At 70.0% G+C, this 19,590-nt stretch carries 14 protein-coding genes and 2 tRNA genes; 9 read left to right on the forward strand and 7 right to left on the reverse strand.

The features are described 5' to 3' along the window. Positions 1 to 18: 18 nt before the first annotated feature. Entirely contained in the window at positions 19 to 1,209 is a 1,191-nt protein-coding gene (locus OOJ91_RS20430; protein WP_266247191.1) for a PQQ-binding-like beta-propeller repeat protein, read from the reverse strand. Between the two features lie 466 nt (positions 1,210 to 1,675). On the opposite strand from OOJ91_RS20430, the gene OOJ91_RS20435 reads away from it, so the two are divergent. From OOJ91_RS20435 to OOJ91_RS20460, 6 genes are all read left to right on the forward strand, one after another. After that, the gene (locus OOJ91_RS20435) at positions 1,676 to 2,026 is read left to right on the forward strand and encodes a hypothetical protein (protein ID WP_266247193.1); all 351 of its coding nucleotides are present in this window, start codon (positions 1,676 to 1,678) and stop codon (positions 2,024 to 2,026) included. 84 nt (positions 2,027 to 2,110) lie between these two features. Next, positions 2,111 to 3,424 (forward strand): glycosyltransferase family 4 protein, encoded by a 1,314-nt coding sequence (locus OOJ91_RS20440; RefSeq protein ID WP_266247195.1) that lies wholly within the window; start codon positions 2,111 to 2,113, stop codon positions 3,422 to 3,424. Further along, positions 3,421 to 4,752 (forward strand): hypothetical protein, encoded by a 1,332-nt coding sequence (locus OOJ91_RS20445; RefSeq protein ID WP_266247197.1) that lies wholly within the window; start codon positions 3,421 to 3,423, stop codon positions 4,750 to 4,752. The genes OOJ91_RS20440 and OOJ91_RS20445 overlap by 4 nt, the downstream gene beginning before the upstream one ends. Beyond that, positions 4,749 to 5,648 (forward strand): hypothetical protein, encoded by a 900-nt coding sequence (locus OOJ91_RS20450; RefSeq protein ID WP_266247198.1) that lies wholly within the window; start codon positions 4,749 to 4,751, stop codon positions 5,646 to 5,648. The genes OOJ91_RS20445 and OOJ91_RS20450 overlap by 4 nt, the downstream gene beginning before the upstream one ends. Positions 5,649 to 5,651: 3 nt before the next feature. Next, positions 5,652 to 7,073: a hypothetical protein gene (locus tag OOJ91_RS20455; RefSeq protein ID WP_266247200.1), complete on the forward strand. Its 1,422-nt coding sequence runs from the start codon at positions 5,652 to 5,654 to the stop codon at positions 7,071 to 7,073. A 28-nt stretch (positions 7,074 to 7,101) separates the two neighbouring features. Then, positions 7,102 to 7,671, forward strand: a complete 570-nt coding sequence (locus OOJ91_RS20460; RefSeq protein ID WP_266247201.1) for an NUDIX domain-containing protein — start codon at positions 7,102 to 7,104, stop codon at positions 7,669 to 7,671. Positions 7,672 to 7,733: 62 nt separating this feature from the next. Here the strand turns inward: OOJ91_RS20460 and hemC are convergent, their stop codons facing one another. From hemC to OOJ91_RS20480, 4 genes are all read right to left on the reverse strand, one after another. Next, positions 7,734 to 8,675, reverse strand: coding sequence for a hydroxymethylbilane synthase (gene hemC / locus OOJ91_RS20465; protein WP_266247202.1), 942 nt, complete (start codon positions 8,673 to 8,675; stop codon positions 7,734 to 7,736). Between the two features lie 181 nt (positions 8,676 to 8,856). Further along, entirely contained in the window at positions 8,857 to 10,425 is a 1,569-nt protein-coding gene (locus tag OOJ91_RS20470) for an alpha/beta fold hydrolase (protein ID WP_266247204.1), read from the reverse strand. A gap of 69 nt (positions 10,426 to 10,494) precedes the next feature. Then, positions 10,495 to 13,323: an AfsR/SARP family transcriptional regulator gene (locus OOJ91_RS20475; RefSeq protein ID WP_266247205.1), complete on the reverse strand. Its 2,829-nt coding sequence runs from the start codon at positions 13,321 to 13,323 to the stop codon at positions 10,495 to 10,497. 155 nt (positions 13,324 to 13,478) lie between these two features. Then, positions 13,479 to 14,006, reverse strand: a complete 528-nt coding sequence (locus tag OOJ91_RS20480) for a hypothetical protein (RefSeq protein WP_266247206.1) — start codon at positions 14,004 to 14,006, stop codon at positions 13,479 to 13,481. A gap of 661 nt (positions 14,007 to 14,667) precedes the next feature. On the opposite strand from OOJ91_RS20480, the gene OOJ91_RS20485 reads away from it, so the two are divergent. From OOJ91_RS20485 to OOJ91_RS20495, 3 genes are all read left to right on the forward strand, one after another. Next, positions 14,668 to 15,198: a SigE family RNA polymerase sigma factor gene (locus OOJ91_RS20485; protein ID WP_266247207.1), complete on the forward strand. Its 531-nt coding sequence runs from the start codon at positions 14,668 to 14,670 to the stop codon at positions 15,196 to 15,198. Next, positions 15,195 to 16,613 carry a hypothetical protein gene (locus tag OOJ91_RS20490; RefSeq protein ID WP_266247209.1) on the forward strand — a complete coding sequence of 473 codons (1,419 nt, stop codon included), beginning with the start codon at positions 15,195 to 15,197 and terminating at the stop codon, positions 16,611 to 16,613. The genes OOJ91_RS20485 and OOJ91_RS20490 overlap by 4 nt, the downstream gene beginning before the upstream one ends. A gap of 546 nt (positions 16,614 to 17,159) precedes the next feature. Continuing rightward, on the forward strand, positions 17,160 to 18,944 hold the full coding sequence (locus tag OOJ91_RS20495; RefSeq protein WP_266247211.1) for an AIPR family protein: 1,785 nt from the start codon (positions 17,160 to 17,162) through the stop codon (positions 18,942 to 18,944). 354 nt (positions 18,945 to 19,298) lie between these two features. Here the strand turns inward: OOJ91_RS20495 and OOJ91_RS20500 are convergent. Together OOJ91_RS20500 and OOJ91_RS20505 are read right to left on the reverse strand one after the other, a co-directional pair. Continuing rightward, a tRNA-Arg gene (locus OOJ91_RS20500) sits at positions 19,299 to 19,371 on the reverse strand. Between the two features lie 35 nt (positions 19,372 to 19,406). After that, positions 19,407 to 19,497 (reverse strand) — tRNA-Ser (locus OOJ91_RS20505). Positions 19,498 to 19,590 lie beyond the last annotated feature (93 nt).

The following is a 19,590-nucleotide window of genomic DNA, read 5'->3' on the forward strand; positions in this document are numbered from 1 at the left end:
TCCCCGGCCCGTGCGGGGCTAGCCGAGGGCCGGGTGGAACGCCAGCGCGGTGGCGTCCGAAGGGTCCGCCGCGAGCCCGCCGTGAGCCGTGACGGCCACCGGAGCCACCCCCGGCGACACTTCCTTGTCCGTGCCGGTGCGCGCGTCGAGGACGACTGCGGCGTTGTTCACCGTGCCGTAGACCGCGCCGTGCCACGCCACCGTCATCGACGGTGCGCGGCGACCCGTCGCGGGCAGCTGCCACAGGTCGTCTCCGGTGGTGGAGTCCAGGGCGAACAGCGGCTGCGAATTGCCGATCGCGCACACCGTGACGGCCGCCTCGTCGTAGGAGCAGCGCAGTCCCGCCCCGTACTCGCCCTTCGTGCGGTTGACCAGTGTGCCGTCCCTCTTGACGAGCGTGTAGAAGCGCTTGCCGTCGGTCTGCTGACCCACCGCGACGATGAAGGACGGACCGCCCGCGGCGAGTTCGGCGTTGGCGACCGAGAGCGCCGACCAGCGCTTGGCGCCGTCGAGCATCGCGAGTCCGGTGATGGACCGGCGGTAGCCGGTGTCCGGGGCGGTGAGGCCGACGACTGTGTCCCCCAGCAGCGCCGAGGCGTCGAAGTCGTTGTCGCGCCAGAGGGTGCTGCCGGTGCTGACGTCGACGGCCACTGTCACCTGCTTGCCGATGCCGAGCACCACGGCGGATCCGCGGCCGCCGACCACGCGGACGTGGTCACGGGCGACCAGGCTGAAGTCGCCCTCGGCCGGCTTGGCGTCCACAGTCACGGTCTTCGTCAGCCGGCCGTCGGTCGCATCGATCACGAGCAGCTCGACTGCCTGCCGGGCCGCGACGGTGCCGGAGGCGGGGATCTCCACGGCGTACGGCACGACCACCGCGGGGCGTCCGGCTAGCTCGATCAGCACCGGCCGGTGCCCGGCGGCGGCCGGGTTCTGAGTGATCGGCGACTGCTCCGGCGTGAGCGCCGACAGGCGGCGTCCGCTGGCCACCTCCACCACAGTGGTCTGGGCGTCGCCGGCCAGAAACGCGGTGGTGCCGTGCAGGAGGACGTCGCCGGGGCGGGCCTCGCCCAGCGCGGTGCCGGTGGGCGCGAACCGGGTCGGCGGGTCGAACGCCGGCATCGACGGGGTGGCAGCGGGGGCCGACGCGGCCGGTGGTGACGTTGGTGGCGGCGGGTCGTCCTTGCTGCACGCGGCGGTCGTCGCCACGAGTGCAACGATCACCGCCGCCGTCTGGAGCCGCGCTCTCACCACTGGATCCCCGTTTCCCGCGATCGTCCACCCAGCGCCGAAGCATAGCAACGGGCATCGATCAGACGGATGTTCGCCGAGGTCCACGGCCGTGTCGGCCCGTGGAGGACTGCCGGATCGGCGGCTACGTCGCCCGATACTCGTTGCGGCGTTTTCCTGGCCTGTCGCGATTGGACAGGTCGATCTATGCTCACCTCTGCACGCACCGTGAGCGGATTCGGCAGCTGGCCACCGCATGGGCGTGCCTGTGCAGTCGTGCGTTCGGGGGAGGGCGCTGCATGAGTCTGCTGTGCGTGGACCGCGGGGCCGCCGTAGCCGCCACCGGTGCTGCCGCGCCTCGCTGGCCTCGTCCTGCCCGTCGCGCCGATGAGCATCCCGTGAGCTGCGAGGCCACGACCTTTCCCGCTGGCGTAAGGATGTGGACATGGAGGTAACAAAGGTGACAAAGGTGTCGGATTCCTGGGGATGCATGCTCAGCACGCACCGTTACCTCTGGAACGAGCGGGACGAATCGGTACGGCAGAACCTCACCTTCGCTGAACAGGCCGCCCTGTCCCGCAGGACGCTTGCGGGCGAGAGCGACGCCGAGCCACCACGGTCCGTCGAGATCGCCAGCACCGAGGCGCTCGTGGCCGCGTCCCTGCTCCGGGAGATGTCGGCCCGGCTCCGCCACGGCGTCACTACCGACGCGGTGAGCACGGACGCCGTGGAGCTGGCCGACGTGGCCGACGAGCTCGTCGCCCGGCTGTACGCAGCGACGGGAATGCGTGGCTGACCGTCGCCGCGACCGCGCGCCGGACGATTTCGGTGCCCTGACCGCCGACCAGGTATCCGCAGAGACCAGAAGAGGGCAGCAGAGATGACAGTGCCATTGCCGCCGGCCCGGGCGGAGGCGCAGACCCGGCCGTTGAACGTGCTCACGCTGTGCGACAAGTGGGTCGGCGGCGGCCCGATCGCCGTCAACCGGGAGATCTCCATAGCGCTCGCGGAGCTCGGGCACCGGGTGACCACCCGGGTGAGTGTCCCCTCGCCGTCGCATCCCCTGGTCGACATCCAGGTGCTCGACCCGGTCCCCGGGGTGTCCGACACGCGGGCGCAGCTGCTCCGGGCGGACCGGCTCCCGGCGGACGTCGACGTCATCATGGGCCACGGCCGGTTCTCCGGTGGGGCCGCCTCCTACCTGCGCGACAACTTCTACCCGCACGCGAAGGTGGTGCACTTCGTCCACGTGACGGCGGACGAGATGGACCGCGGTCGCGGCGAACCGTTGGAGTCGAACCAGCACACCGAGACCGAGCGCGCCCTGGTGTCCCGGGCCGACCTGGTGGTCGGGGTGGGTCCGCTGCTTACCGACGAGGGCCGCCGCCTGGCCCGGATGTGTGAGAAGCCGCCCCCGGTGGTGCAGATGACCCCCGGAGTGATCCTGGAGACGCCACCCCGGTACGACCCCGAGCAGACCCGACTGAATCTGCTGGTCTTCACGCGCACCGACGACCGCCTCAAGGGTGCCGACATCGCCGCTGCCGCCGTCGGCGAACTGCACAACCGAGGCATGGACGTACGGCTGACCATGCTTGGGGCGCACAAGTCCGACGTCGCCGAACAGGAACGCGTGCTGTCCGACATCGCCGGCTTCCCGGTCCGGGTCCGGGGCTACACCTCCGATCCGAGCGTCATGGCCGCCGAACTCCGCGGGGCGGACATGGTGATCCACGCGGCACGCCACGAGGACTTCGGCCTTGCCCCGCTGGAGGCCGCGGGGCACGGCGTGCCTGTCCTGGTCGGGAACCACACCGGAGTCGGGATGTTCCTCGGCGACCCGAAGGAGGTGCCGGCGGCTCTGGGCGCACCGTCGGTGGTGAACACCCGGGGAAGCTCGGAGGCGACACTGCCCACCGTCTGGGCCGACCACGCCGAGGCCGTCCTGAAGGATCTGCCGGAGGCCCGGCGTCGGGCCACGGAACTGCGTGAACACCTCGGGCAGCACCACACCTGGCGACACGCCGCCGAAGGGGTGGTCGAGAACATCCGGACCCTGGCGCCGCCGACGCGCGGCACCACCGCCGCGACTGCCGCGTTGCAGGTCGCGCACCAACAGACTCGTCCTCCGTCCGTAGCGCCCCGGCGTCCGCAGGGATGGCAGGAGGCTTTCCGGCCGGGGCGCGGCCGGTGAGCGGTACGGAACCCGCTGCAGACGACAGCGTGAAGCCGTGGCTGTTGCTCGACATCGACGGGGTCCTCAACCCCGTCGGTGACCATGCCGACCGTGGCTTCACACCGCATGACCTGCACGGCTACCAGGTGCAGCTCAACCGCGAGCACGGCCAGATGCTGAACGCCCTCGACCGTGAGGGGCTTGTCGACCTGCGCTGGGCGACGACCTGGAACGACGCCGCGAACGCCTACGTCGCGCCCGTCGTCGGTCTGACCGACCCGCTGCCCGTCCTGGTCATCGACCGGGCCCTGGCCGGCCCGGTGCCGTTCGGCGTGAACTGGAAGGCCGCGAGCGTGCTGGCCGAGGCGGACGGCATGCCGTTCGCCTGGCTGGACGACTTCTTCACGGAACCCGACCGGCGGTGGGCCGAGGCGCGTGTCCTCGACACGGGCGTACCCACGCTGCTCGTGCCGATCGACCCGGCGGTCGGGTTGCTCCCCGACCACCTCGATCAGGTGCGCTCCTGGGCCCGAAGTGTCAGCGGTCCCGGAGTCCTCACCGGCGAGGACCTTCTGGAGCGCACCCCGCAGCTGGCGGACAATCCAGTGTCGCGGGAACGGGCGGAGTGGTTCGCGCGTACCTGCAACGCCCTGCCAGGCCAGGCGGCCGGCCTCGACCGGAGGGACCTCACCGTCTCGCTGTGGGACCGCTGCGCGACAGCGGTCACGGCCGAGCACAGCGGTGAACCGCGCGGGGTACGCCCCACCGACGAGTTCGTTCGCCAGTCCTTCCGCCGGTTCCTGCGTGGCGACGGCGCGGCGGCGACGGTCTGGGCCGATCGAGCGGCCCTGCGGGCCACGCACCCGGAGCGCGGTGACGTGGCGCACGCCCAGGACTCGTACCGTCTCGTTCTCGAAGACCCCGCCGACCGCGACGCCGGCCAGCGGATCCAACTGCTTGTGGATTCCGCTGTGGCCGACCTCGGCATCAGCCCGGACATCCAGCGCACCCACCGCTCGGTCCTGATCGGATCGCCCGGCCCGCTCGTACAGGTCTCCGTTCGCGCCGACCGCCGCGACACGTCTAGTGACCTGACCGTGGCCTTTGGTCACGGCGGCCGGGCCGAGCGCGTCCCGTACGATCAACTGCTGCGCGACGGTCCGGACGCTCTGCTCAAGCGGGTCACGGGAGTGGCCAGATCCGTGGCGGAGATGCAGGAGCGACGGTCCGCCGCCGCCGCCTACCTGGCGAGGCCCGTCGCACGCCGCCACCAACAGCAGCCGCAGCAAGCGACACCTACGGTTCGTCCACCTACGTCACCACAGCCATCAAGGGGCAGGCGATGACATCGGGAAGCCCGAGGCACGAGGGTAAGGCCATCGACGAGGCTCGCCAGGACTACGAGGCTCTGAGCGCGGTCGGCGAGCTGTTCCCCGGCACCGCTCTTGAGGAGAGCAGCCGGCAGCTCGGGCAGGGCGGTGACTGGCCGGAGAATCTGAGCGAATCCCCACTCGTCATCGACGCCGCCTCCGCCTGGGGCCCGGGCACCGTCCTCGCGGTGGCGGCCGCCGCGCGCGGCGTCCCGCAGCTCGCGCTTGTGCTGGTGGGCGACGAGCCGGCCCGATCGGCGGCACGCCGCCTCCTGGACGGGGCGGGCCGCGCCGAGGTCACTGTCGTGAACCGGCCCCCCGATGTGCCGTCAGTCGTCCGGTCCGCGTGCGGCGACAGCGGGCAGCCGATCCGCTGGGTCAGTTTCGGAGAGCCTCTCCGCCTTGCGCGGTTGATCCAGCACGATTCGGGCCTCGCCGGCCGGTTGCGTGTCACCCAGTCGGCGGGCACCGAAAGGTCGACAAGCGCCGAGGCCGCTCGTACCGTGCTGGATGCGGTGCGGGAGGGCCGGCTCGCCGCGCTCGACCTGGTGCTCACCGGCCCGGGAGACGCCGGGCCGTCAATCGACCGCAGCCGCCGCCAGGCCATGGCGCTGGCCGAGGCGCTTGACGACACTGTCGACCGGTCGGACACCGCCGCCGTGCTCAGTGACTCCGTCGCCCTGAGCGCCGCCGTGATGTTGCCCTTCGTCGACGTCGAACAGGCGGCCACCGAGGTCGACAGCGAGGGCGTCTTCAAGCGTGGCCACGACGGGGTGCGTCTGTGGTGGGGGGCCGTCGAGGAGTACGAGACGCTGGTCCGCTGGCTCACCCGGGTCGTCGAGCCGTCGTCGCGGCCCGACCGAGGGGCGTGACAGGTGGCGGCCACCGAGGAGTTCACCGGACTCGACGCGATCTATGAGGCGTACGGCCTGGAGTCCGCGAGCGACCGCTCGGCGGTCGCGGACGCGTACGCCGTCTTCCGCGAGCACCACGGGCCCTATGTCACCTCCATCGCCGCGGAGATGCTCGACGACCTGCGGGCTTCCGTCGACGCCGACCCCAACACGCGTGTCGTCTTCGTCGGACGGGACGGCTTCAGCCTCGGCGTGGCCGTCCGTGCGATGGACCGCGAGTTCTTCGACGCGCACTGCCACAACGTGGTGCTCTCCCGAGCACTCGCCGAGGCCGCTGTCCAGGACAAGGAGAAGAACGGCGGGGCCGAGTACCCACAGCTCCAGCCGTACCGGGAGATCTCCAAGTCGATCGACGACCGGGATGTCGACGGCGCCTACCAGCGACTCACCCGGTACCTGCGGGGCAACGGAATTCCGGTGGGCACGGAAGGCAGCAGCGTCACCTTCGTCGACAGTTGTCTGAAGGGAACGATCCAGGAACTGTGCGCCGCGGTCTACCCCAAGACCGAGTTCACCGGCAGGTACATGTTCTACAAGGGCATCGAAGGTGATCCGCATCCCGGGAGCAAGAAGGGATATGCGCTGCACATCGAGGGTGGCATCGGCGGGGGCCTGAAGGCGCTCCCGGACGACCCCGCTCTCACCTTCGCCAGCATCCCCGCGATCCGCGTCATCGAGAACGCGTTGCAGGGCCCGCTGAGCAGCCCGAAACGGATCACTGACGACGCGCCCGACCAGACCCGTCTGATCGACACCCCGGACCGGACGTGGGGATGCAATCCCGTGCTGATCGCCGAGCCCTACCGCATTCCCGCCGTGCGCGAAGCCAGCAAGGTCGCGGGGTTGCTCGCCGTCCACGACAGTGCGGTGGATGTCGGGAACGGCGCTCCACTCGACACCGCGGCGGTGCGTGAGCAGTTCACCACGCAGGTGCGTTCCTGGATCAACCGCGGTGACGATGTGGAGCCGGGACTGAACCGGATACTTGACAGCTTCGTCCACCGCGACGACCACCGCCTCGTCCGCCGCCTGGACGATCTCATGCACGAGGCGCGTCTTCCCGAGGACACCCGAACCCAGTTCTGGACGAAGTTCGACGAGGTCACGTCGATGGACGACAAGAAGAACTTCATCGAGCAGTTCCGGAACGTGACCCAGCGGGGTCCTGACGTCGCCGGGCCGCGCGGCGAGAACGACCCCACGCACCGCCGCGCCGAGACCGGCCAGCCGTGGCTGCGGGGCATCGCACCGGCGGCGGGCGGCACGGTGTCTCAGGCGCCTCCCCAGCGGGCGCGGCCGCCCGGCAGCGGCGCCCCGGGGCGAACCTCCGGCGGTACGCCCCACACCGGGCACCCCCGGCGACCCGACGCTCCGAGTCGCTGACCCGCCCCGGCAGGAAGGATCCCCGCACATGCCTACCGATTCCGGCCTCGCCGCCGCGTACCCCCTGCTGTTCGCCCCGCAGCGGTGGGAGTGGGGCGGCCTCGACGCCCAGTTCACCACCGAGACACCTGTGGACGCGCTTGTCACAAACGTGCACGTCGTGGGGTTCAGCGGTGCGGAGGTCATCCTCTGCCGCGATGACCGCGACGTGTGGTTTCTCCCCGGAGGCACACGCGAACCTGGTGAGAGTGTCGAGGACTGCGTCGGGCGGGAGCTGCTGGAGGAGGCGGGCGCGGTGCTCACCAGCCCGCTGACCGTGGTGGGCGCGCACCACTGCGTCACCGACCGCCCGTTGCCGTACCGGCCGCACCAGCCGCATCCGGAGAAGGCCTGGCTGTGGTGCGCCGCGGACGCCGCGATCGTCCAGGCGCCGACGATGCCGGAGGACGCGGAGCAGATCGTCGAGGTCCGTGCGGTGCCGGTGCCCGAGGCCGCCGTGCTGCTGCTCACCGACCAGCCCTGGCTTCCCGACCTCCTCATGCTGGCCGTGGAGACTCGCAGGCGCACCGCGCGTGACGGTGATGTCGCCTCCCGATAGCACTGGCCGGTGTCGTCAGCCGAGCATCGGCCCGGTGGTACGCCGGACGGCGGAGCGGCTGGTCATACGGACCCGTGGGCGGGCAGGTCGAGCAGTTCGCGGGCGCCTTGGCGCAGCAGGGCCGCGGCCACGGAAGTCCCGAGGGTGAGGGGATCCGCCGCCCACTCGTGCGCGTCGAGCACGGTCTTGCCGTCGAGGCTGAGCACCCTCGCCCGCAGACCGAGGCGGCCGTCGGGTTCGGTGCGCGCGAGCGCGGCGATCGGTGAGTGGCAGTTGCCCTGGAGGATGTGCAACAGGGTGCGCTCCGCAACTGTCTCCCGCGCGGTCCGCGGGTCGCCGAGGCTCGCCACGAGGTCACGGGTGCTGGTGTCGTCGTCGCGGCACTGCAGGACCAGGGTTCCGGAGCCGATGGCCGGGACCATCGTGTCGACGTCGATCGGGTGGGTGATCCGGTCGGCCTGCCCGATCCGTTCCAACCCGGAGACCGCGAGCAGCAGCGCGTCGTACGTGTCGCCGGCGTCGAGCTTGGCCAGCCGGCTGTTCACGTTGCCGCGTACGGGCACCGGCACCAGGTGCGGCCAGTGCAGGGTCAGTTGCGCGATCCGCCGGACCGCTGTGGTGCCGATCCGGGCGCCTGCGGGCAACTGCTCGATGCTCAGTCCCCCCGGGTGCACCAGGCAGTCCCGCACATCGTCCCGAGCGAGGTAGGCGGCCATCACCGTGCCGGCCGGCACCGGGCGGTCCCCGGGTACGTCCTTGACGCAGTGCACCGCCACGTCGACGTCCCCGGCGACCAGGGCGGCGTCCACCTCCTTGGTGAACGCTCCCTTGCCACCCAACGCGGCCAGGTCGCCGTGCCACCGATCGCCGCTTGTCGACATCGACACCACGTCCACGGCCACCTCGGGGTGCCGGTCGGCGAGCAGCGCGCGAACCCGCTCGACCTGGGCCAGCGCCATCGGGGAGTTGCGGGTACCGATGCGGAGCAGCCGGGAGTCGGACATACCGGCGACTGTAGACCGTTGCGGGCAGGCGACGACAGTCAGCCGACGCTACTGCGCTCTTGTCCGCACACTCGGAGACGGGGCGTGCGCCGACGAGGCGCGGTGGGCACGGGTCAGATGGGCCCCGCCCGGTCCGACCGAGGTCGAACCGGGCGGGCCGTCTCCGGTCCGAGCCGCGCCGTCAGGCCGGGGCGGCTGGGCAGCTCGCGCCGGCCGGCGGTACGGCTCTCTCGATGAGGTACCGCTCGACGTAGGTCCGGGTGCACGCAGTCCGCGGGTAGCTGGCGTGGCCCGAACCCTCGTAGGTGACGAGCGCGCCCCGCCCGCCGAGCTGGCCCACCACCCGCAGGGCCCCGTCGTACGGGGTGGCCGGGTCGTACCGTCCGTTGAGCACCAGGAGCGGGGCTCTGGTCTCCACCCGCAGCCGATGTTGCGGGTTGACGGCCGTCCAGCCCAGGCAGATGGCGGCGAACCGGACGGCCACTGGGGAGGCCCGCAGGTGGGGCGCCGCGGCGCGGGACAGTTCGAGATACCGCTTCCAGTCGGCGAACCCGTCGACAGGCAGCGACCAGTCCTGGCAGAACGCCTGTAGCGCGTACTCGGTCAGGGCCTGGCTGGTGTCGACCGGCACCATCGGGGACGCGAGTGAGGCAGCCTCCCCCCGCTCCAGCGCGAGAAGCATTGTCGCGAGGTCGGCCCAGGTCGCGTCGAAGAAGTTCACGAAGGTCGCGAACCCCAGCTCGAACCAGGTCAGCGTCGCGCCGGTGGACGCGTCGACGAGCGTACCGGCGTCGGCGCGGCGCATCAGCCGGTCGAACAGCGCCGGTACGTCGCGTCCGTGCAGCGCGCAGCTCGGGGTCCGCGCGCACCAGGTCACGAATTCGTGGAACAGGGCCTCGTTACTTGCCGCGCCGCTGCGGAAGACCTTCCCAACCCCCTGGCTGTGGTCCATCACGCTGTCCATGGCCAGTGCGCGGACGCGGTCGGGGAACATTTCGGCGTAGGACTGCCCGATCAGGGTGCCGTAGGACCACTGGTAGAAGCTGAGTTGCCGCTCGCCGAGCGCCGTCCGGATGGCGTCGGTGTCGCGCGCGACACTCGCACTGTCGATGTGGTCGAACAGCGGGCCGCTGTGAGCGCGGCAGTCGTCGCGCAACTGGCGGTTGTAGGTGCGGAGTCCCTCGAACTCCGCCGCGCTCGTGGGCGTCAGGGAGGGGTGCCGGGCCAGCAACGCCGACGAGCAGCGCACCGGTGCGCTACGGACGGTGCCCCGAGGATCGAAGCCGACGAGGTCGAAGCGACGCAGCACATCCGGCCCGAGCTGGCTGGTGGCCGTCAGCACCGTGTCCACCCCGGACAGGCCGGGGCCGCCGGGGTTGAAGACCAGGACGCCGATGCGGGCGGCCGGGTCGGTGGCGGTACGCCGGGCCAGGGCCAGTGGGAACGTTTCTCCTCCCGGCCGGGCCCAGTCCACCGGCAGGCGCAGGGTGCCACACCGCGTACCCGGATCGTCGGGCCGCTCCGGGCACGCCTGCCAGTCGATGCGGCCGTTCCCACCGCGACTGGCGTCGCCGACGGCCGACCCGTTGCCGCCGGCCGCCGCCGGGGTGGTGCCCGCGAGCGCCGGCGGGGCGGTGAGCGACAGGGCGACGAGGACCGCGACGACGGCCCAGAGGGTACGGAGAAGCCGTCGGCGTCGACGGTCAACCCCGCGGGGATGCCAGGAGGTGGTTCTCTTCGTGGTCAGCATTCGCCAAGCCTGCCGACGCCCGGTCCACGTCGGATCCATGCCGGGCCGGGGGCGGTCGACGCAGGGCATTCAGCGGTACGCCGCCAGCCGCTCGGACAGCACCACGGCCTGCGGATGACCGATCCGATCGAGGATCGCCAACGCCTGTCGCCACAGGTCGACCGAGGTGTCGTGCTCGCCCACCGCCTGATGGGTGTCGCCGAGGCGGACGAGCGTGTCCGCCCTCCCGCACGGATCCTCGACCTCGGCATAGAGCGCGAGAGCGCGCCGGTAACAGTCGGCCGCGGTCGGATGCGCCCCGCGGCCGTGGTGGGCGAGGCCGAGACTGTCCCAGGTGTGGGCCGTGCCCAGCCGATCCTCGGCCTCCTCGTAGAGCACGAGCGCCCGCTCACAGTAGGCGATGGCGCGTTCGTACTCGTCCAGTCGAGCATGGCCCCAGCCGAGCCCGTTGAGCGCCGCCGCCATGCCGCGCCGGTCGTCGATGCTGCTGGCAAGCGTCAGCGCCTGCCTGGCGTGTGGCAGGGCCGAGCGGGGGTCGCCCTCGGTGTCGAACAGCCAGGCGAGGTGCAGATGTGCGCTGGCCTGGCCCGGGCGGTCGCCGACCTGGTCGTACCGCGTCATGGAGCGCCGAAGGTGATGGTGGGCCGCACGGAACCGGCGGAGTTGGATGTGTGCCAACGCGAGGTCCCGGTGCGCCAGCGCCTCGACCAGTGGATGATCGCGGCGTTGCGCGACAGTGACCGCGGTGGCCTGTACGGCGGCCAGGTCGTGCCACTGCGAGAGCCGGCTGAGCAGGGGGCTGAGGGCCTGGGCGAGCTGCCCGGCGTGCCCGTCGAAGCCGTGGGCGGCCGCGTCGTCGACGGTGGCCAGCAGTACCCGCTGTTCGCTGCCGAACCAGGCCAGCGCGGCCCGGTGATCGGCGAACGCCAGGGAGAACGCGTCGGGGGAAACGGGCAGCGGATCAACCGGCTGCCAACCGGCGTCGACAAGCCTCGCCGCGTCACGCGCGACACGCAGGTAGTGGTCGAGCACGCGTTTCCGGGTGGCTTCACGGTCGGCCGCCGAGTCGTGGGCGTCGGTCAACTCCGCACCGTAGGCGCGGAGGAGATCGTGACAGTGGAAGCGATCAGGCGACTGCTCGGCCAGCAGGTTCGCCCGGGTCAACTCGTCGAGCGCCGGCCGGATCAGGCGTGGCGGTACGCCCGCGAGGCTGGCCGCCGCCGCCGCGCTGATGTCCGCCGCCGGGTGCAGGCTGAGCTGCCGGAACAGCCGGGCCGCGGCCGGACTGAGCAGGCGGTACGACCAGGAGAGCACGGTACGGAGGTCGGTGGCGGCGTCGTCGGTGACCAGGGCGGCGAGCCCGCCCCGACTCGCCGCCAGGTCGTCCGCGATGGCCTGGAGCGGAAACGTGGGCCGGGCTGCGGCGCGCGCGGCCACGATGGACAGGGCGAGGGGCAACCGTGCGGTACGGCTGATCAGCTCGTCCACCGCCGCAGGCTGGGTGGCGGCCCGCTGCGTACCCAACCGGCGTACGAGCAGTTGGCGTGCTTCGGCCGTGCTGGGCAGGTCGAGTGCGACCGGATGCGCGCCGTCGGCGGCGACCAGCCCGGGCAGTGTGTGGCGACTCGTCACGAGCACGGCACAGCGGGCCGACCCGGGAAGCAGCGGCCGCACCTGTTCGGCGTCGCGCGCGTTGTCGAGCAGGACGAGCAGCTCCCGGTCAGCGGTCAGGCTGCGGAACAGGGCGAACTGGGCCGCCGGTTCGGCGGGGATCTCCAGTGGCTTGACGCCCAGGGCGGGCAGGAATGAGCGGACGACTACTGCCGACGGTGACGCCTCCTGCGCCGAGCTGCCGAAACCGCCCAGGTCGACGTGGAGTTGCCCGTCGGGGAAGTGGCGCAGGTTGTCGTGCGCCCAGCGCAGAGCCAGCCAGGTCTTCCCGACGCCGCCGGTGCCGGTGACGACCACCGTGCCGGCCGGCCCCGCGTCGCCGAGCAGCAGCGTCGTGAGGTGAGCCAGCTCGCGGCTCCGGCCGGTGAACAGCGTCGGCAGGGCAGGCAACTGTCGGGGGACGACCCGCGGCGTGGGTTTCTCCGCCGGCGGCGTCCCGGACGTCAACAGCTCGTGGTCGGCCCGCAGGATGCGGGTGTGCAGGTGTTGGAGATCGGGACCGGGCTCGACCCCCACCTCGTCGGCGAGCAGCCGATGGAGCTTGCGGTACGTCGTCAGCGCGTCGGCGCGCCGGCCGGCCCGGGCCAGGGCCACCATGAGCTGCCCCCACGGACGTTCGCGGAGTGGGTCCCCGTCGATCTGCGTCCGGAGCGGCTCGATCAGCTCGTTGTGCCGTCCGATCCGCAGCTGGAGGTCGGCGACCTCCTCCAGCAGACTCGCCCGCTGCTCCTGGAGCCGCGTCCGGACGGAGAGCAGCACCCCGCAGCCGGGCAGGCCCGCGAAAGGCTCCCCACGCCACAGCGTCAGCGCCGCCTCGAACGCCCGCAGGGCATCGGAGCAGCGGTCCTGGCGCAGCGCGTCGTACCCCCGCTGGGTGAGGTCGTCGAAGGCAGCGCTGTCCAATGCCTGTGCGCCGAGGACGAGACGGTAGCCGGTGGTCCCGGCGCGGATGGCCGGGTCGGGGCCGCCTGCGGAGTGCAACACCCGGCGCAGGGCCCAGATGTAGGTCTTCACGTTGCCGGCCGCCGTCTTCGGCGGGCGTCCCTGCCACAGCTCGTCGACGAGCTGGTCGATGGACCATGGGGTGCCCGGCCGCGCCATCAGGGTGGCCAGCAGGCGCACCCGCATCGGCGTGCCAAGGGCCAGCGGCGCCCCGCCTGGTGACCGCACCTCCACCGGCCCGAGGAGGCGGTACCGCATCGCCGGAGTCCCTTGCGCAGGGTCCATCACGTTATCGTAGGGACCCGCCTCGTCCGCCCTCATCGGCCAGGCGGCTGGTGGCCCACGTCCGCTGCGACCGAGCCGCCTGTTTGCGTTGCCCAAGCTCACCACCGCGCGCGCCTCGGCGCAGGTAATCCTGCCGACGTCCGAAGGTGACCAGGTCACCTGTCGGAAACGAACTCGCTTGGTGGTGGATCAAAAAGAGTCATGACGAGCGCAACTGTGCTGAGAAATCCGCCACCGAGCGATAGCACCAACGAAGGAACGAACGCGGATGGCGGCGGGATCCATCCGCCGAGAACCCAGGGTGTTGCGATGATAAAGAGCACAGCCAGGCTCGTCACGGCCTCATTTGCGGCCAGCACGATCGACAGGCGCGAGCTGCGATTCCGTAGGATTCGAAAGGTGGAGTCGGCCGACGCAGCGACCAGCAGGGCGCTGAGCACGACGAACGCCAGCGCACCCCAGATCGGATCAAGACCGGCGAGTACGAGTGGCACGACGAGCGGCAGACCGGTCAGCAGGAACACGCCCCGCACCCCCGATCGTACGTATCGGTCGGCCCCGGACTGACGAGCGCGGCGCTGCCCTGAGTCGAGATAGAAGAACACGCCAACGAGAAACGTCCCGAAAAGCGTGGCTGCGATTTCTGCGAGGCCGACCAGCAACTCCTCGTCCACTTCCCGCATCTCGATCAAGCTCCTTACGGCTCACCACCTGAAGCGGAGCACCACCAGTAACCTAGTCGGACATTTCAGGCAGCGGGGAGCTTTGGCATCTCGCGCACACTGGTCGGCGCGCTCGCCAGAGCCGAGATCGGGGTGGGCTCGGAAAGCCAGAGGACTGTCGACGTCGCTAGCCTCGGGAGGGACCTCGGCAGAGAAGACGGAGGAGGTAATGGCCTTACGGTTCGAGCATCGCGACACCGAGATCGACGTAGGTGTCGTCGACCGTGTGTGGCGCACCCACTCTGACGCGGAGGAGACGATGACGTCGGCAGCACGAACCTGCTGGCATCTGATCCTCTCGCGGGCGCAGGGACGCCTACTCGCCAGCCTGCGCAGGCCGGAACAGACTGGTGGCGGCGGGTCCCGGTGCGACCGGAGCCCGCCGCCGCCCGAGCGTCAGCCGTTCGGCAGGTGCGGCTCAGCTGCAGCGAGAACTGCTCAGAGAAGCTGCCGAGCCGGCGTACTCCAGCTGTCGCACTCGTCGTGATCAAAGTCGATCACCGGAAACTTGAGCCGGTGACGGACCCTCACGCACGGTTTCCCACTCAACCCCGGACGCCTCCGGTCGCGTCTGTCTCTGCGTCCGCTCGTGATCGCGAGGCGGATGTGATCTGGAGGTGGCGTGAGTCGGCACGAGGACGACGAACAGTTTCGGCTGTTCGTACAACGACAGTGGGGGCCGTTGCTCCGAACGGCCTACCTGCTGACCGGCGACCGGGGGACAGCTGAGGACCTGGCGCAGTCGGCGTTGGAGAAGACCCATCGGCGCTGGGGGCGGGTACTGCGGAGGGACGCACCCGAGGTCTACGTACGCCGGGTGATGGTGAACACCGCGATCTCCTGGCGGCGTCGGCGGCGGCCGCTGGAGGTGCCGCTGCTGACCTCCGACAGCGCGCAGACGCCGGACGCGTACGCGCAGGTGGAGGAGCGGCAACTGCTCCTCACCGCGCTGCGGCGGTTGCCACCCAGGACCCAGGCGGTTCTGGTGCTGCGCTACTTCGAGGATCTCAGCGAGGCGGACACCGCCAAGGTTCTCGGCTGCTCCATCGGCTCGGTGAAGAGCCAGGCGTCGCGCGGGCTGGCCCGGCTGCGGGTCGAGTTCGCCCCACCCGCCCCTCAGACCCCGGTACGGCTCGAGGAGGAACTGGCATGACCGAGAGCTTCGCTGATTCGACGCTCAGTCCCGCGCTGTGGCAGGCCGCTCACGGCCTCGACGTACCTCAGGACCCGTGGCCAGGGTTCGCCCGCCGCGAGCGACGGCACCAGCGGACGCGGCTGATCCGGACGGCGGTGGCCGCTGCGGTCGGGGTCGCGCTCGTCGGGGTCCAGACCAACGTGGTGCCCCTGCCCGGGTGGGCACCTGGCATCGCGGTCGCCGCCGCCCCGGCGGCGCTGCTCGACGCGCCACCGCGGGGGGCGCTGGCCGGGGATCAGGCCTGGCTGGACACGCTGCGGGCGCGGATCAGCACCGATCCGCCGGTGAGCGCCGGCAACCCGTTGAGCGGCTGGAAGGTCGGCGATCGCGACCGAATTCGTTTGGTCTACGGCAGTGACCAGCCGGGCCACCGAGTCGCGCTTGTCGCGGTGCCGCTGCGGTTCGGCCTACTGACGAAGGAGACCCTGGTCTGGTACGTGGGTCCGGCCGGGGCGGGCGCCAAACAGATGCGCTACGCCGGCCACAGCGAGGGCGTCGGCGACCCGGTGATGACCCTGATGCAGGCCGATCCCGACCGGGGCGGATTCGCGGTCGTCGTCGGGCCGGCCGAATCGACCGTGACAATCAGTGGCGACCCTCGGTACACGCCGAGGGGAACCCTGGAGTACCAGGATCTCGCCAGGGCGGACGGCAGCGGGGTCGGGTTCGCCGTCCTGCCCACCGCGCCGCTTCGGAACGAACCCGTCGTCCGGGTCAGCCGTGGCGGCCACGTGCTCTACCAGGGCGGTCTGGGCGGCGGCCCGTACGCCGCGATCGTCCCGACGGAGATGGACGTCCTGCTCACCGCCGCCCGACGGGGTGCCCGAGGTACGCCGCCGGATGACGCCAACCTGCGCAACTTCATCGAATCGGCGCTCCTCAACAGTCGCCTCCCGGCTGCCGGGACGATGGTACGGGTGCGCTGGTCGGGCAGCGGGCACGGTCAGGCCGCCACGCTGCTCACCGTGCAGCCTGCCGGCGGCGGGGTGATCGCGTACGTCATGCACGGTGACGACCGAACCGGCTGGTCCGTCGACCTGCGCCTGCTGCTGCCGGCCGAGGGCGCCGACGAGCGACCAGTCGGCTGGCGGATCAGGGCCGACAACGGCACCCGCACGCCGACGGACCAGGTGCGGGTGATCGCCCCGCCAGACGCGGCCCGCGTCACGGTCACGGTTGACGGCGCACCCCCGACCACGGTCACCCTCGACGCGTCGAAAGCCGGCACCACCCGGATACCGCCGCACCAGCCGGCCACCCTCACCGCGTACTCCACGGACGGCAGCGTCCTCGGAACCACCCCGGTGCCGCCGGTCGAGGCCGACATGTCGGGCCTGCCGGGCGACAGCCCGGCTACCCGGGTGACCCCCTGACGAACCGAAAGCGTGGGCGAGCCGGTCCGAAGACGGCTCGCCCACGCCGCCGTCCGCAGTCAGGGTCCGGTTGACGTGGCGCCCCCGGGCGGCGGCCCGCTCCCAGGGGAACGGGTCGGGGTCGCGCGCCCGAGGGCGCGCGACAAAATGCCCCTCCGTCGATCGACGAAGGGGCATTTCCCTGATAACTGCTGTGCGCCCGAAGGGACTCGAACCCCTAACCTTCTGATCCGTAGTCAACGCAAAGGAGTTGCCGCGACCTGCATGTATGTGCGTTTGGCCTGATTTGATATGTAGCAGCGTAAACGGAACGTGACGGCCGAACACGCTTCACTCCTGCAAGGTGCCACTCAAGTGGCACGCCTGACTCGTGTCGAAGTACTGTCGGTCGCACGCCCCGACGATCGGCCGGCACACTCTCTGCCCGGAGAGCGCAACAGTCCTCTCGGGTTGGGTTGCGATCTCCACCAATCGGTCGGATAGCAGGCAGAGGACAGATGTCCTCTCAGGATCGCGGGGACGAGAGGCTTCCCCTACACTTCGTGCGTGGCCGACAACGAACAGGTGCTGCTCGATCAAGTTCTGGTCCAGCGGCAGGCCGAACGATCCGTCCCGATCCGCGACGATGAAGCCTTCGAACTATTCGCAGCGGAACAGGCGCTCGCAACCCGGCAACTATCCGCAGAGGAAGTCGCCGAGGGAGTCATCGGCGGCAGCAACGACGGCGCCATCGACGCGATCTACGTATTCGTCGATGGAATGCTTCTCTCCGAGGACAGCGATGTGCTGCAGGCCGGATTCTCGTCGAGCAAGCTGCCACGGGGCGTCAAGCTGCAACTCTGGTTGGTACAGGCCAAGCGGGAGACCTCATTCACCGAGACGGCCATCGACAAGGCTGCAGCTGCGCTCGCGCGGTTACTGAGCCTCGCAGAGAACGAAGATGATCTCCTCAAGCTCTACTCCTCAGGCACCGTCTCGCGGACCGGATTCTTCCGAAAGGCTCTCCGGGCCCTAGCCACGCGGCATCCCCAGGTGGAAATCCATTTCGTCTATGCGACCCGTGGTCGGGCCAACGGCCAAAACTCGATCAACACCAAGGTCGAGATCAAAGCGCGCGACCTGGAGACCCAACTCGCTAGCGTCATATCCGGCGCGAAGGGCCACGTCGAGTTCCTCGGGGCGGCCGAGCTATGGCGACGGGCGAACACCGTCGCGTCATACACGACCGAGCTGACCTACCAGGAAAACGCGACCAGCGGCAACAGCCACGTCGCTCTGGTGAAGCTCCGCGATTACATGATCTTCCTTAAGGACGAGGACGGTCAACTCCGGCGGCACATCTTCGACTGGAACGTCCGGGACTATCAAGGCGACGTTGAGGTAAACCGAGAAATCCGGGCCTCGCTGGAAGACCCCGAAGGCCCCGAATTTTGGTGGCTCAACAACGGAGTGACTATCGTCTGCTCCAAGGCAACCGCAGTCGGCAAGACCTATTCTCTAGACGATGTCCAGGTAGTCAATGGGCTGCAGTCCTCGCACACCATCTTCAATTTCTTGCGTACCGCATCTGAAAGCCATCCTGCCCTCGACCGCTCAGTGCTAGTCCGCATCCTGGTGACGGGCGACGACCTGGCTACCCGGGATCTCGTCATCCGCGCCACCAACCGCCAAACGTCGGTTCCGGCCGCCTCGCTGCGGGCCACCGACAACATCCAGCGCGACATTGAGGCGTACTTCCTCGGACACGACTGGTACTACGACCGCCGGAAGAATTTCTACCGCAACAGCGGCCGCAGCGCCGAACGGATCGTGAGCATCTCCCTGCTTGCGCAGGCTGTTATGGCTATGGGGCTGAGCCGCCCCGACAACTCCCGTGCCCGACCTTCTAGCCTGCTGAAGCGTGACGAAGAGTACAAGCGGATATTCTCCAAGGACATCCCGGTGGAGATCTATCTCTGGGTCGCCCAGGCTCAAAAGGAGATCGACGCCTTCCTGGCGTCGGAGACTGCCGGCGTCAGCGTGCCTGAGCGCAATAACTACCGCTTCCATTTGGCAATGGTTGCAACGGCGAAGCTCGTGGGCCAGCCCGTACGGTCTCCGAAGCAGCTCAGCCGCTTGGCCTCGGCTGGCACCCCGCTGGCAGACGCGGACCTACCGGCGACCTTGGCCTTCCTTCGCGGCGAGTTTGCTGTACACGAACGCCGCACGGGGAACTCGCTCGACAAGATCGCCAAGGGGCCTGACTTCGTCGAGCACCTGCTGGGGATATCGCACGACCGAACCACCAAGGGGCCTGACTTCGTGGAGCGCCTGCTCAAGCGTTTCTCGTAGGGCAAGGGAGCTTCAGACGACCGACGCCTGCGAACTCCTGGACCACGGCGGACCCACGCTGATCTTCCAATCTAGCCTCGCTGCCAGATGACCACTCGGGCACGCCGGCCCCCTGACCATCCCGGACCGTCGCCCTGCTTGGCGATCCCAGGTGGTCAAACCCGGTGGCAAGGACGAGCAAGGGGTAGGGGCGTCGAAGCAGGCGGCGCAACCTCATCGGATATGTGGCCGCTTCACTCTGCGTCACGGTGAGCCAACATCGAGGGTCCAGCGTGCCACCCAAGTGGCACAAAAACGCCCCTCCAGTCGACTTTCATCGATGATTGGAGGGGCGTTTTTCCTGCTCAACTGCTGTGCGCCCGAAGGGACTCGAACCCCTAACCTTCTGATCCGTAGTCAGATGCTCTATCCATTGAGCTACGGGCGCTCGTGCTCAGCCAGTGTACACATCCGGCTTTCGCGCGGAGACTCCGGGATTCGAACCCGGGAGGGGCTTTAAGACCCCAACCGCATTAGCAGTGCGGCGCCATAGACCAGACTAGGCGAAGTCTCCCTGGTGGCCCGCAGACCACCGCGCCCGAGGATACAGGTCGCCACCCACCGGGAGCAAAACGACTTCCGAGGTACGCCCACCGCGGCTGCCGAC

The sequence above is a fragment of the Micromonospora lupini genome (genome assembly GCF_026342015.1).
Lineage (GTDB): Bacteria > Actinomycetota > Actinomycetes > Mycobacteriales > Micromonosporaceae > Micromonospora > Micromonospora lupini_B.